Raw genomic sequence first — 14309 nt, 5'->3', positions numbered from 1 at the left:
TACCGTCTCGCAGAAGACTATTCGATTGCGGCAAATCAAAAGCAAGCATCGAACGGCCGAAGAAATCCTCCGGCCACGAGGTGACGACAGCTCTTGGCCAAGTCGATGTCGACATGTTGAGCCCTGAAAGCGGTTTGCCTCTCGTGCCCTCGGAGGCGATTGTCAGATGCGCATCCGTGGCACGTCATTGGGATCGAGACGCAGCTCGATCAGCACCGGGCGATTGCGATTCCGGATGGCGTCCAGGGCGCTTTCAAGCTCGTCGGCCGAGCTGACCGCAATACCGTGACCGCCAAGCGCGGTCGCGACCTCGGCAAATGAGGGCCAGTTGAACAGGGTGAGGCCCGGGTCCATCTTCCGATCGCGAAACTGGATATGTTCGGCTCCATAAGCGGAATCATTGCAGACGATGACGATCAGGTCCTGCCCAAGACGCACAGCCGTATTGAACTCGTTGACGCCGCTCATCATGAAACCGCCATCCCCGGTGAAAAGCACCACCGGCCGATCCGGCGCAGCAACGCTTGCGCCGATTGCTTCCTGCAACCCAAGGCCGATCGAGCCGAAATTTGCCGTCACCACGAAGCTCCTCGGGTCGCTGACGGAAATTCGGCACCAGACCTCGGTCATGAAACGACCGCCGTCGGTCACAAGCACCCTGTTCTTCGGCAGAGCTTTTTCCAGCTCTTCGAGCGCCCAGATGTAATTCACATATCCCGTATTCGTCTTGCCGCGCTGATCGGATGGGTGGGTGGTGAGCGAGGGGACATCCAGTTCGTGCGTGAAGCCGCTCGGCGGAATTTCCGCCTCGTCCAGCCAATGAACGAAATTGTCTGCCGTCAATCCTGCATCGGCTACCAGGGCTGCATCCGGATGAATGTTCTTGCCGATAGCGCGCGCATCCATATCGATCTGAACGATGCGCTTGCCCTTCAGGAGCTTGCCTCGGTCGGTGGTGAAATCATGCAACCCCGCTCCGAAACAGATCAGGCAATCCGTCCTAGCAATCAGGTCATAAGCGGCGGGCGTACTGAGCGTGCCGAAAATGTCCATATTATAGGGATGACCGCCGAAGAGCCCCTTTGCTTTCAAGGTCGTCGCAAGCGGAGCCTCCAGCCGATCCGCCAGCCGGATCAGCTGATCGCGCGCACCACAAGCCCCGCCACCTGCGAGGATGAGCGGACGCTTTGCCGAAGCGATCATGCCGATGGCCCTGTCCAGCGCGTCACCCTCGGGCACATATCCGGGAGCATCGAAGACTTCGAAGACAGCCCGCTCGTGGGCCTGTTCGCACCACATGAAATCGGCCGGCATGTTCAAGACGATCGGACGCCGCTCGACCCGGGCACGGTAGAAAGCGCGGGCAACGTCCCGGGTTGCAGTTTCCGGCGAGCGCATCTGCTCGAAGCCGGCGCCGGTGGCCTTGACGACCTCGCGCTGGTCGATGCTTTGCAGATGGTGCGGATTGACGACCGGCGTGTCGCCCGCCAGGAGCACCATGGGGATGGAACCGCGGGCGCCTTCAGTGAGTGCGGTGACGCAATTGGTCAAAGCCGGACCGTGGGTCACGCTCGCCACACCCACCCTGCCCGCGACGTGGGCATAGGCAAGCGCCATTAGGACCGAACTACCCTCATGCGCTGCCGGTACGAAGCGGCCGTCGCATCCGCGCACATAATGGTCGATAATAAAGAGATTGGCATCCCCCATGAGACCGAACATCGTGCCGACATCGTGATCGCGAATCGCCCTCGCGATCGACTGATAAACATAGATCGCATTGTCGGTCATTTAAGTATTTCCCCCTCCCGCAGCGCGTCAGATCGTTGATGCTCAGAATATCAGGAAGGTCATGCAAGAGGTGCGCGATTTGGAGACGGATTTCCCATATTAGTGCAAGATAATTGCAAGATTGTCGTATGTTGCGCACAATTCGCGCATGGATAAATGTGACGGTTTCCACATGCGTAGCTTCAGGCTGATGAGGCGGTGTCATCCCGGCCTTGTAGAAGGGACGCTGGCATAGAGACGGCAATGTTGCTGTCCAGGCAAACCCGAGGCATCCACAAAAGCGAACGGGCTCGTTCGCAAAATTCATATGGCCAAGAATTCATATGGCTAAGCAAGGAACTTGCCCCCTCCTATCTGGAAAGATGGAGCTCCTCGCCCGCAAATGTCTGCTTGGCGTCGTCGAGCTTATTGTAACCTGCCTGTATGATATCAATATCGCATGCGTGACCGATGCCGGCCAATTTATAGAGCACGTCACCGACGGCTATATCCACGCGCGACTTGTTCTTCGAATAGACTTTCTCAACCATCGGCTTGATAGCCGCTTCGGTGCCGCCTGCGGCAAAATAAAGCTCCAGAGCACGGCGCAGAAACGCATCTCTGCGATCATTCAAATCCATCAGAGACTCATCGCTTACAGTCGATGCCAGCATCCTGACGGCCTTATTTTGGTATTCACTCATATAATTCATCCAAATCTTCTGAACGATATTCGAATCGAAAATCTAATATAGGCTCTGCACGTCTATTCTTTCCCGAGACTGAATCGGTCTCGGTAGCTGCATAAGCCTGCGGGGCGATGCGGAGGCAGATGAGTTTTCGTCCGATTTCAGGTGAATAGCGATCTGTCATTTTCGAACGTTCACCAAGACTGCGGTCCGTCCATGAAAAGGGATGCACCCTTCAGATAAGGTGTTTCGCATTTTTCTATAAAGTCATGTGATGGCGCACACCGTAACGTGCAACGCTCGTTTGGAGGAAACGAGAAACGCAAAGGTATGGAGGAGATTACCTTGGCAATAGCAGCAGAGGAAAATACCGCACGCCTGTCCCCCGAGGATGAAAGACTCAGCATCGGCGCCAATCTGGCCTATGGGCTTCAACATGTCCTGACCATGTATGGCGGCATCGTCGCAGTCCCGCTGATCATCGGCCAAGGATCGGGTTTGACTCCGGCCGATGTCGGTCTGCTCGTAACGGCATCGCTGTTTGCCGGCGGTCTCGCGACCATCCTGCAGACGATCGGGATACCATTTTTCGGCAGCCGCCTTCCCCTCGTACAGGGCGTATCCTTTTCCGGCGTCGCGACGATGATTGCCATTACCGGGCATGGGGGCATACAGGCCGTTCTCGGTGCGGTCATTGCGGCATCCTTCATCGGGCTCCTCATCACGCCCGTCTTTTCGCGCATCACGCGCTTCTTCCCGCCGATCGTAACCGGCATCGTCATAACAACCATTGGCCTCACCCTCATGCCGGTTGCGGCGGGCTGGGCCATGGGTGGCAACAAGAACGCGCCGGATTTCGGCAGCCAGGCCAATATCCTGCTCGCCGCCGCAACACTCTTGATCGTGCTGCTGCTCAGCAAGCTGGGCAGTGCCGCCATATCGAGGCTCTCGATCCTGCTCGCCATCATCATCGGCACGGGGATCGCCTATGCAGCCGGCATTGCCGACTTCTCGCGGGTGATGAGCGGGCCGCTTGTCGCCCTGCCGCAGATCTTCCATTTCGGCTATCCTGTGTTCGATGCAGCGGCGATCATCTCGATGTGCATCGTCATCATGGTGACACTGGTCGAAACCTCGGCCGATATCCTCGCCGTCGGTGAGATCGTCGGCACCAAGGTCGATGCGCGCCGGCTCGGCGACGGCTTGCGCGCCGATATGCTGTCCAGCATCCTCGCCCCGGTCGTCGGCTCCTTCACGCAGAGCGCCTTTGCCCAGAATGTCGGCCTTGTGGCCGTGACCGGCATCAAGAGCCGATTTGTCGTGGCAACCGGCGGCCTTTTTCTCGTCGCCCTCGGCTTGCTGCCGATCGTCGGCCGCATCGTCGCTGCCGTTCCGAACTCCGTCCTCGGCGGGGCGGGGCTCGTCCTCTTCGGGACGGTCGCAGCAAGCGGTATCCGCACACTCGCCAAGGTCGACTATGAGAACAACATGAATCTCATCATCGTGGCGACCTCGATCGGCTTCGGTATGATCCCGATCGCGTCGCCTGGCTTCTATGAACATTTTCCCGCATGGGTCATCACCATCTTCCACTCCGGTATCAGCTCGGCGGCATTGATGGCGATCACGCTGAACCTTCTATTCAACCACCTGACGACCGGAAACTCGGATCAGCAATCGGTCTTCGTTGCGGGAACGGAACGTCTGATCCGCTATCAGGACATTGCCGGCCTGCATGACGGCGATTATTTCCTGAATGGCAAGCTTTACGACGCCAATGGCGCGGAAGTTCCATTGGTCCCCGCGGAAGCCCACTAAAACACAGAGGGACCCGCTTCGGCGGCTTCAAAGCATTCTGCACGGCTGAGAACCTTGTGGGCCGGACGGTCCCACAATCGCGCCGGTCTCGCAATCCAGCCATTTGGCCGGGGGACATGGGCTGCTGAAGTATTGCCCGAGTTCGCAAGTGGCCTGCGGCCAAGTTTGGCTTAAGGCGCGCTACCGAGCGGCACTTTTGCCTCTCCACCCGTAGATTGACAGGTCGAAACCACCATCCCCGATCCCTCCGCAGTTCATCTAACTCACTTGAGTGAGATTGCATCCGGATTCGCCTGCCCGGATGCCTCGATAATGACTGTATAGTTTGTATTCTTTACTTACTATTTTTACGAAATTTCGATTATTAACATACATTTTGTACGTTTATTACGTATAGATTTCTAATATACTTCATATACATACTAAGATTGCGTGATTTTATGGTGTATTTTTGCATCTTTGACGAATTTATGACGATAATTACTTTATAACTTCGTATTATTCTATTCCGATGCGTCAAAAGCCCCGCTAGCGTGCCGATACGAAAGTCTTTCGGGCTTTCGGTTAGAGGGAACGCCTAATTGATGAACGTGGTGGAAAACCTCCGGCTACGTTCCGATCCGGCAAATCGATTGGAGAAAAAATGAATATCAAGAGCCTTCTTCTCGGCTCCGCTGCTGCGCTGGCAGCAGTATCCGGTGCCCACGCGGCTGACGCGATCGTCGCTGCTGAGCCCGAGCCGCTGGAATACGTTCGCATCTGCGACGCATACGGTGCTGGCTACTTCTTCATCCCGGGCACGGAAACCTGCCTCAAGATCGGCGGTAAGGTTCGTACCGAAGGCAAGTGGTACGACGCCTACAGCCCAGACAGCCACAATGGCACTCTCTGGCACACGCGTGCTGAGCTGCAGCTGCAGACGGCAACCGACACCGAATACGGCGCGCTGAAGACCAACACCGAGCTGCGTTGGGACTGGAATGACGGCAATGCAACGGCTACCAACCTGCTGCACGCCAGCATCAGCCTCGGCGGCTTCACCATCGGTAAGGAAGACTCGCAGTTCAACGTCTTCACCGGCTACGCCGGCGACGTCATCAACGACGACGTGATCGGTGATGGCCCGTACGAACTGAACCAGATTACCTACAACTACGACGCCGGCAACGGTTTCACGGCTGTGATCTCGGTTGAAGACTCGAACTCCGGTAAGGGCGCAACCGGCGCAAACGGCGAAGACAGCACGAACCACTACCTGCCTGACGTTGTTGCCGGTGTTGGCTACAAGGCCGGCGCATGGGGCTTCAAGGTCGTTGGCGGTTATGACTCGATCGTCGAAGAAGGCGCCATCAAGGCTCGCGTAGACGCTGACTTCGGCGTATTCGACGCCTTCTTGATGGCCGGCTGGAACACTGACGGCGACAAGCTGAACAAGTATGCCAATGGCGATTCGATCGGCCAGAGCTGGGGCGACTGGGCTGTCTGGGGCGGCGTTGGCGTACCGGTCAACGAAAAGCTGAAGTGGAACCTGCAGCTCGCCTACACCGACAACAAGACCTTCTCGGCAACCACGAACGTCAAGTGGAAGCCGGTCAAGAACCTGCTCATCGAGCCGGAAGTCACCTACACCAACTGGGACTCCATCAATCAGGACCAGTGGGCTGGCGTTCTCCGCTTCGAGCGCTCGTTCTAATCTGATCTGAACTAGACCTCCGATCAGAGACGGAAGAAGACCTGGTTTCCCTCCGGGTCTTCTTCCACAATTCGTTAAAGCCGTACCGGCTGCCATTCCAATCCGCATGACACGCGCCTCCCTGCTATGCGAGAGGAAGCGCACGCGTTACCGACGCGAAACTTTTCGGCCTGGTGGCCTGCGCCTACTGCAATGAAGGCGCCCCCCGGGGGGCTAAGATTGCTTTCGCGCGCCTCTCCGTTGTCGCACATTGCCCTCGCGAGACCCAAGAAAGCTCCTTCCGCCCCTCAAAATCCGAAGATGATACCGCCCGACGCACCTTGAACTAGCCAAGAAACCTTTCGCGCGGCATCTTCTACGGCACCTCAAGGTCGAATCCGGTAGAGCCAGCTTCGTATTTGCGAATGTGTTGACGGTCCTCGCACTCGCGTAACGCAAAGTTTCGAGAATCTTTCCCGAAGGAAAGCATCTGTCCGGTTGCCAAAAAACCATAATTGTTCCACCTAGATTATAGATTGAACATTTAACGTTGAGAATCGGGCCAAGACTTGATGCGTACGAAATATGGTTTCTTCTGCCTGTTCCTGGCATTTGCCTCATCGGCATATGCTCTGGAAGCCGGTTCACCGCCAGTTTTGACACCGCTGCCGCAGCAGGCACAGGCCGCTCATTTGACGGCGCAATTTCTGCAGCGCTTCCACTACAAGCCCGTTCCGCTCGACGACGTTCTCTCCGCCCGGATCATGAATCGCTTCATCAAGTCCCTCGATCCGGATCGTGTCATCTTCCTGCAGAGCGATATCGACAAGTTCATGGCGGGCAGCACCAAGATCGATGACGCCATCAATCAGGAAGACCTGAATATCCCGTTTTCCATCTTCAACGTCTATGAGCAGCGCGTCGTCGATCGCATGACCTATGCGCGCAGCCTGCTCACTCAGAAGCTGGATTTCACCGCGAAGGAAGACTACGCGCTTGCGCGTGACAAGGAGCCTTGGCCACAAACCGAAGCTGAAAGCGATGATCTCTGGCGCAAACGCGTCAAGAACGACTGGCTGCGCCTGAAGCTTGCCGGCAAGGATGATGCCGCCATTCGCGATACGCTGGACAAGCGCTACGAAAACTCGCTGGAGCGCGCCTATAAATACAAAAACGACGATGTCTTTCAGACGTTCATGGACGCCTATACGACGTCGGTCGATCCGCACACCGACTATTTCGGCGCGACCGCCTCGGCGGAATTCGATATTTCGATGAAACTTTCCCTGGTCGGTATCGGTGCGGTGCTGCAGGAAAGGGACGACTATACGACGATCCGCGAACTGGTTGCCGGCGGCCCGGCGCAATTGTCCGGCAAGCTTGCGGTCGGTGACCGCATCATCGGTGTCGGTCAAGGCGAGAACGGCCCGATCAAGGAAGTCGTCGGCACGCGGCTCGATGAAATCGTGCAAATGATACGCGGCGCTAAGGGTTCGGTCGTGCGCCTCGACATTTTGCCTTCTGATGCCGGGCCGGACGGCAAGCATCACGTCATCAGTCTCGTCCGTGACAAGATCAGCCTCGACAAACAGGCCGCCAAGCAGACGATCCTATCCGTGAAGGACGGCAATACGACGCGCAGGATCGGCGTGATCACCCTGCCGGCTTTCTATGAGGATTTCGAAGCCCGGCGCAAGGGCGACAAGGATTACCGCAGCGCCAGCCGCGATGTCGCCAAGCTTCTCGGCGAACTGAAGCAGGAGAAGGTCGACGGTGTCCTGATCGACCTGCGCAATAATGGCGGCGGCTCGCTGTCGGAAGCGATCGACCTGACGGGGCTCTTCGTCGGCAAGGGTCCTGTCGTCCAGCAGCGCGATGCAGGCGGCGAGGTGGAGGTCGAGAGCGATGATCTTGCCGCCCCGGCCTGGACCGGCCCGGTCGGCGTGCTGATCAATCGCGGCTCGGCATCGGCCTCCGAGATCTTCGCCGCAGCGATCCAGGATTACGGTCGCGGCGTGATCATCGGCGAACCGAGCTTCGGCAAGGGCACGGTACAAACCGTGGTCAATCTCGATCAGGTGGCCCACAATCAGAAACCGAAATTCGGCGAGCTGAAACTGACGGTCGCTCAATTCTTCCGCGTCAACGGGGGTACGACGCAGTTGCGCGGCGTGACGCCGGATATCAGCCTGCCCGGAATTTCGGACCTCAAAGCCTTCGGCGAATCCAGCTACGACAACGCGCTGCCTTGGACGCAGGTGAAGCCTGCGAACTACAAGCCCTGGGGTGACCTCCAGGCGCTGCTGCCGCAGCTGCAAAGCCGTCATGACGCGCGAGTGAAGGATGATCCGGAATATAAGCGCTTCATGGAAGACGTCACCACGCTGAAGGAGCAGCGCGACAAGAAGGTCATCTCCCTCAACGAAGCCGAACGCCGCAACGAGCTGACCGCCCAGGCAAACCGCATCAAGGCGCGCGGGCAGGCGAATGATGGCATCGATACCGGCGAGGATGATGGCCTGCAGGCCAATGAGCGCAGCCTGAGCGCCGATATCGCCATCGAGAAGGCCCGCAAGAACGCAAAGGATATCCTGCAGAACGAGGCGGCCTCCATCGTTGCCGATGAAGCTGACCTCCAAGCCGGCATGTCCAGGGCCGCGGCAAAGTAGTCACAGAGTTCCATCCTGCCTCTCACGGCCGAGGAATCGACGCCGCCGACGCGACGTCGAGCGCCTTGCCGGCTGCGGGTGCATGAGACTCGCGGCTAAAGCAAAATGCCAAAAAGTGTGGATGGCTTTCGGGCGACCTCCCGTTCTATCGCCTTGATTTCAAGGCGAATTCGGATTTTAGGTCGAAGACCTGAGATCATGGAGCTTCAGAGCCTCAGCTACGTTTCAGCTAGCCGTTGTACACTGTGTGCGTGCGAATACTTGCGCCCCCAACAAAGTTTCGCACGAGGCGCCGATAAGGCTCTCTGCTCTGCCTCATGCAAATGAGGCAGAGCTTTCCCCGGCTGGATCATGCTCAACGAGCTTCGGCTACGCCATCGAAGGCCTTGGATACTTTCCACGGCTATGCTTATCATTTTTATCTCACCGCGCGCCACCGCATGTCTTTTCCGGCGGCGGCAACTGCCTCTTCGCAGCGTGCACGAAATTGGCTAAGAGGCCATATGTTTGAGCTTGTTTCGATCGCCACCGCCAATCAGGAAATCAAGCGAAGCCGGTTCGTTGCGACGGCCGCTCCGATCACCGATACCGAGGCAGCAAAGGCGTTTGTCGCGCAGCACTCTGTCACAGATGCCAATCACAATTGCTGGGCCTGGCGTATCGGACAGAACTATCGCTTCAGCGACGATGGCGAGCCGAGCGGCACGGCCGGCAAGCCGATCCTCCAGGCTATCGACGGCTTCGAATTGGATATGGTCGCTGTCGTCGTAACACGCTGGTTCGGCGGCACTCTTTTGGGTGCAGGCGGACTGATCCGCGCCTATGGCGGCACGGCCGCGCAATGTCTGCAAGGCGCAGAGAAAAGAGAAATACTGCCGACCATCGCGGCAACGATCGATGTGCAGTTTTCGCATCTCGCTCTCGTAAAAGCGAAACTTCATGCCGAGGCCGGCGTGCAGGTTCTGGAAGAGCGTTTCACCGAATCCGGAGCCCTGCTCAGCGTGACCATAGCCGCGTCGCTCGCCGAACAGGTTTTTGACACTATTCGGGATCTCACGAGCGGCCGCGCCACGGTAAAACTCGATTGAGCGAAGCTCAGGGATATGCCCAAAGGATGATGCTTTCCTGGCCCCGCAATAGGGCGGAGATAGGCAATCAATCGCCTGAGAACACAACGCCCTGAGGTCGCCCCGGTGCGGAAGCGGCCACGCGCAGCACCCCATGAAACCCGACCCAAAGCGCAATCGACCCGAGCGCAAAGCTGCCGAGGATCATGAACATCGGGCCGTAACCGATCTCCTGCGCCAGCCAGCCGCCGATTGCCGGGCTCAGGGATGCGCCGACCCCTTGCATGGTCATAACAACACCCTGGCCGACATTGATACGGCCGGTTCCGTTCAGGATGCGGGCGACGAGCGTCGGCACGGCAACGCTTTGCAAGCCCGCGCCGATACCATCGAGAACCTGAACGGGATAGACACCCCAGGACGTAATCAGATGCGCTGCCACGAAGCCGCGGATCGGCAAGGAGACGAACGAGACCAGCAGCACGAGCCATTGCCCTCTTCTTTCCGCCATATGCATCGCGATCAGGGAAGTGATGATCATCGTGCCCTGCGCCACCACCACCGTCAGCGCGACGAAGCCCGCGGGATCGGCCTGACCGGCGGAGACGACAGCCAGCCCGAACAATGGCAACATCGCGCCGTTGCCAAGATGAAACAAAGCAAGCGCGCCCGCCAGGATCAGCAGCGGCTTCGATTCTGCGAGCACCTTGAAGCCGCTCGGTTTTCTGTGTTTGGGAGGCTCGGCCTCCCCCTGTGAGCCAACGGCAGCAAGGGTCGCACCCCGCGCTTCATCATCGTCGATCGCATCGGAAGGGATCATCAACACGGAAATGATGGTCAGCACGCCGAAGATGGCTGACAGCCAGAACACGGCAGTAAGCCCGAACATCCAGCCGAGCCATCCCGACAGCCCGGCGCCGACCAGGTTGCCGGCATGATTGAATGCCTGATTGTAACCATTCTGCCGATTGAAGCCCGCCTGCCGGACAATGCCGAGAGTAATGCCATTAAGCGCTGGCCCGATCGCAGCGCCGGCAATAGCGGTCGCAACCTGCGACAGCGCCACCACCCAGAAGAGCTGCGACACCAATATAATCATCGAGGCGAGGACCGTGCAGATGCCAAGCACGATCACGCATGTGCGCTTATGCGTGGTCTCATCGATGAAGGCTCCGGCAGGCGCCATCATCACCATCCCCGCAATCCCGCCGATCGTCATGACCGAGCCGATCGAACCGCTTTGCCAGCCATGGGTGACCAGGAAAACGCCGAGGAACGGGCCGATGCCCGCCTGAACATCGGCCATGAAAAAATTCAGAAATCCAAGTGGGACGAGAGCTCGGGATTGCTGCTGGTCGTTGGGGGATGAACGCGACAAATGACAACCACATGGTTCCTGAGATCGTCAAATGAAAAGCGTTGGACGGCAAAAGGTTCCCCTCTATTCGACGGGTGGGGCCCCTTGGCTCGCGGTCCCAGCTGCTTCGGCGAAACCGGCCCTGCCGTCGGTGTTTATCCGACATTGAAGCAGGCAAGCCATCGCGATCTCGATAGCACTTTGGCGTTTGAGGAGAGTTTCGCCTACATCGGCTCAAAAAAAGAGAAGGATTCGGAGGGAAAGCCGAATCCTTCTCGTCTTGATCGGAGGTCAACCGATCGGGGTGGGCAGCCGCATCGGATTGGAACGATGGGCTGCGGCTACCGACACAGAGTGTCGGATGGCGGTCGGACTCGGAGTTTGAAAAGCGCCCCTCGCCCAAGCTTGGGTTCTATATACATACATTCGGTATGTTTGACAACTGATCTCAAGGAGATTATGGCGACATTCAGAGAAAATTTATTGTTGGCGCCGGGTGTGGCCTTCATACTCCCGCAGCCCTGGTCAATTATTGACCATGCGAATTCGACCGGCAGGATGTCGGAAAGCTGAATGCGATGAATGACGAGGATACTTTAATGACCCGGCTGCTCAGGAACGATATCTGAGGAATAGATCTATCCTCGACATGCCAACCCTAGAAATCCCACTGAAAACGATTGTGCCGTCGCGACATCTATGAGATGGCCGTGCAACGATCTTGGCAATCGCACGGAGAACCGGATGAATCCCCTGGGAAAAGACAGTCTTGCCGGTGCCGGACAGCAGACTGCATCAATCGACAGCAGGTCATCCTCCGAATATTGGTGGGTAACCTGGAGCCTGGCGATATATTTCATCGTGCAGGCAGCCATCCGCATCGCCATATCGAGCTCGCTGCGGATCGACGAAGCGCAGCAGTTTCTCGTCGGCCAATGGCTCGCCTGGGGCTACGATGCCCAGCCGCCGCTCTACAACTGGATTCAGTACGGCATCTTCGAAATTTTCGGCACGAATGTCGCATCGCTCGTCATCGTGAAGAATCTTCTGCTTTTCCTGGTCTATCTCGCCTATTACAAGCTGCTGCGATTGCTCTTGGCCGACAAAAGGCTGGCGGCGGTCGGAACGCTATCGCTCCTGACGATGCCACAGATGTTCTGGCAGGCGCAGAGAGACCTGACGCATACCGTCGGCACTCTGCTTGCGGTGCTCATGTTGATCTATTTCGTCATCGTCACCATCCGTCGCCCGACAGTCCTCTCCTACGCGCTGATCGGGCTTTGGGCCGGGCTCGGCATGCTGACGAAGTACAATTTCGCTCTGGTGATTGGCAGTGTCCTCATCGCGACCTTCTTTCATCCGGTCGGGCGAAAAAGGCTCCTGGACTGGCGCCTCCTGCTGACGCTCGCAATCGCCGTTCTCGTGTTCCTGCCGCACGCGATATGGATGGTGTCCAATATGGATCGGGTCCTGACAACGACTGTCCAAACCATGTCGGAGCAAGGCGCCGGCGGAAAGCTTTCCGATATCGGTTTCGGACTTCTGGAGCTGATAAAGACGAGCGTCGCCATCATTGCTCCCACGAGCGTGATCTTTCTGCTGTTCTTCCGTCAATCATTTCTGCGAGCGCTGCGGGCCAGAAGTGAATGGAGCGATTTCGTCGGCAGGATACTCTTAAGCACCGCCGCCATTTTGGTACTCTTGATACTGGTGATCACGCTTACGGAATTTCGCGACCGCTGGCTGCTACCCTTCCTGTTTCTGCTGCCGGCCTACTTCTGTCTGAAGCTCGATGCAGCGGGACAACAGAGCCAGGCCGATATAAAGAAATTCCTTTACGTACCCATCGTCATGATGATCGCGCTACCTCTGATCATAGCCGGAGGCGTCCTCTTTGCGCGGTTTTTCCATTCTTATGAGCATCTGAACGCCCCTTATGCCACCTTCGTGGACAAAGTCGTCGCCGCAGAAGGAAAACAACCCTCCGCAGTCGTAACGACGACCTGGCTCAAGGCCGGCAATCTGCGTGTGAACATGCCGCACACATCCGTCATATCGGCGGAATATCCTGCGTCGGATCTCACCCGCCAGGTCATAGGCGATGGACCGGTCCTGTTGGTCTGGAACGAACGGGACGGGCATCAATCAACCATGCCGAACGCACTGCAGCTATGGCTCACGTCGAAATACGGAACGGCGGCAGAACTGCCGCCGCAGCAGGACATTGCCCTTCCCTATTACTACGGCAAGGAACCGGATCGTTATCACTTCGGTTATGCTTGGTATTATCCCAAACCGAACTGAGTTGAGATTGCGCAGCGGCTCGAGCTCATCGATGAGATGATCAAGAAGCAGGAGACATCAATTGCCGGCTAGCGCTCCAGCGCGCCCTTCCCGGCGAGAATATGATTGCGAAACTTCGCAATCCGCGCGGCCCGCGTTTCGGATTTCTTCACGGAGCCGAGGTTGATCACATAGCTTTTCTTTTGCCCTGGCGTCAGGTCGTGAAAAGCTTCCGCCAGCACGGGATCGGAATCCAGTGCCTCGATCAACTCGTCCGGCAATTCAATTTCGCCCACCACTTTTGCAGGCTTGATGCCGGCCTCCGCATATCCCATCGCCTCCTTCAGATAGGATCGGATGACGGGCTCCATCTTCGTCACGGCGGCGTTACTCACGAAGCGGATCATATCGGGATGCTGGGTATTCTGCCCTTGCTTTTCGAGCACGCCCTCAGGGTCCTTCATCAGTGCCGCGTTGAAGAAAGTGAGGCGAAAATCGCCGCGAAAGGCGCCGATAATGACGATGTTGCGTCCCTCGTGCATGTAGCATGGATGGGCCCACTTCACCGTCTCGACGAGCCCGGCCTCCAGACAGATTCGGCGCAATTCGTTCAGACCGTCAATCCATTGCCTGGTGGAACAGTCCGGTGTCGCAAAACGTTCGCAGCGCCCGCATCCCTTGGCAAAGAAGTCCTCGATATTGGTGATCATATCTTCATCCACTTTATGGTTCGGCTATCTGAAGTATCCACGCCGTCAGCCAGAACAAGACAAAGGCCTGATGAAAGCAAGTGGCCGGGCCATACTCGCAGGATTGCATCCCGGGTTTGCCAGCAATAGCCTCAACTTACGCCATCCCCGCCTTGGCATCCCCATAGGGCTGTTTCTGATCCGGCCCGAAGCTGGATCATCATGCGCGAAATTCCATGTGTAGGACAGTCGGCTGCTCGGGTCGATGACGAGCACTTCACAGTCCCATACGCCG

At 57.4% G+C, this 14309-nt stretch carries 9 protein-coding genes and 1 pseudogene; 5 read left to right on the top strand and 5 right to left on the bottom strand.

From position 1 onward, the window contains the following. Positions 1-162: 162 nt before the first annotated feature. Positions 163-1791 carry a thiamine pyrophosphate-binding protein gene (locus AC13RE_RS14640; protein ID WP_488563451.1) on the bottom strand — a complete coding sequence of 543 codons (1629 nt, stop codon included), beginning with the start codon at positions 1789-1791 and terminating at the stop codon, positions 163-165. Between the two features lie 350 nt (positions 1792-2141). Beyond that, positions 2142-2483, bottom strand: a complete 342-nt coding sequence (locus AC13RE_RS14635; RefSeq protein ID WP_488563450.1) for a hypothetical protein — start codon at positions 2481-2483, stop codon at positions 2142-2144. A gap of 321 nt (positions 2484-2804) precedes the next feature. Here AC13RE_RS14635 and AC13RE_RS14630 point away from each other — a divergent pair, with 321 nt between their 5' ends. The 4 genes from AC13RE_RS14630 to AC13RE_RS14615 all read left to right on the top strand — a co-directional run bounded on the left by AC13RE_RS14630 (position 2805) and on the right by AC13RE_RS14615 (position 9706). Then, on the top strand, positions 2805-4277 hold the full coding sequence (locus AC13RE_RS14630) for a nucleobase:cation symporter-2 family protein (protein WP_488563449.1): 1473 nt from the start codon (positions 2805-2807) through the stop codon (positions 4275-4277). A 643-nt stretch (positions 4278-4920) separates the two neighbouring features. Next, positions 4921-5970 (top strand): porin, encoded by a 1050-nt coding sequence (locus AC13RE_RS14625; RefSeq protein ID WP_488563448.1) that lies wholly within the window; start codon positions 4921-4923, stop codon positions 5968-5970. Between the two features lie 551 nt (positions 5971-6521). Next, on the top strand, positions 6522-8618 hold the full coding sequence (locus AC13RE_RS14620) for a carboxy terminal-processing peptidase (protein WP_488563447.1): 2097 nt from the start codon (positions 6522-6524) through the stop codon (positions 8616-8618). A gap of 503 nt (positions 8619-9121) precedes the next feature. Next, entirely contained in the window at positions 9122-9706 is a 585-nt protein-coding gene (locus AC13RE_RS14615; protein WP_165915360.1) for an IMPACT family protein, read from the top strand. Positions 9707-9773: 67 nt separating this feature from the next. On the opposite strand, the gene AC13RE_RS14610 is transcribed toward AC13RE_RS14615, so the two are convergent. Continuing rightward, the gene (locus AC13RE_RS14610; protein WP_488563446.1) at positions 9774-11063 is read right to left on the bottom strand and encodes an MFS transporter; all 1290 of its coding nucleotides are present in this window, start codon (positions 11061-11063) and stop codon (positions 9774-9776) included. A gap of 723 nt (positions 11064-11786) precedes the next feature. On the opposite strand from AC13RE_RS14610, the gene AC13RE_RS14605 reads away from it, so the two are divergent. Next, a complete protein-coding gene (locus AC13RE_RS14605; RefSeq protein ID WP_488563445.1) occupies positions 11787-13346 on the top strand; it encodes a glycosyltransferase family 39 protein in 1560 nt (519 codons plus the stop codon). 68 nt (positions 13347-13414) lie between these two features. Here AC13RE_RS14605 and AC13RE_RS14600 read toward each other — a convergent pair whose 3' ends face one another. Beyond that, positions 13415-14035: a YdeI/OmpD-associated family protein gene (locus AC13RE_RS14600; protein ID WP_488563444.1), complete on the bottom strand. Its 621-nt coding sequence runs from the start codon at positions 14033-14035 to the stop codon at positions 13415-13417. 189 nt (positions 14036-14224) lie between these two features. Then, positions 14225-14308: pseudogene (locus AC13RE_RS14595) on the bottom strand (polyketide cyclase); the annotation flags it as partial. Between the last annotated feature and the right edge of the window lies 1 nt (position 14309).

The sequence above is a fragment of the Martinezella sp. CNPSo 3959 genome, from assembly GCF_057784355.1.
The sequence above is the reverse complement of the archived record's forward strand: the minus strand, read 5'-3'. Positions and strand labels throughout refer to the sequence as shown.

Bases quoted from the DNA above. Each gene is read 5' to 3' on its own strand.
- AC13RE_RS14640 (WP_488563451.1), bottom strand. From the start codon at position 1,791: ATGACCGACAATGCGATCTATGTTTATCAGTCGATCGCGAGGGCGATT.
- AC13RE_RS14635 (WP_488563450.1), bottom strand. From the start codon at position 2,483: ATGAATTATATGAGTGAATACCAAAATAAGGCCGTCAGGATGCTGGCA.
- AC13RE_RS14625 (WP_488563448.1), top strand. From the start codon at position 4,921: ATGAATATCAAGAGCCTTCTTCTCGGCTCCGCTGCTGCGCTGGCAGCA.
- AC13RE_RS14620 (WP_488563447.1), top strand. From the start codon at position 6,522: ATGCGTACGAAATATGGTTTCTTCTGCCTGTTCCTGGCATTTGCCTCA.
- AC13RE_RS14615 (WP_165915360.1), top strand. From the start codon at position 9,122: ATGTTTGAGCTTGTTTCGATCGCCACCGCCAATCAGGAAATCAAGCGA.
- AC13RE_RS14605 (WP_488563445.1), top strand. From the start codon at position 11,787: ATGAATCCCCTGGGAAAAGACAGTCTTGCCGGTGCCGGACAGCAGACT.
- AC13RE_RS14600 (WP_488563444.1), bottom strand. From the start codon at position 14,035: ATGATCACCAATATCGAGGACTTCTTTGCCAAGGGATGCGGGCGCTGC.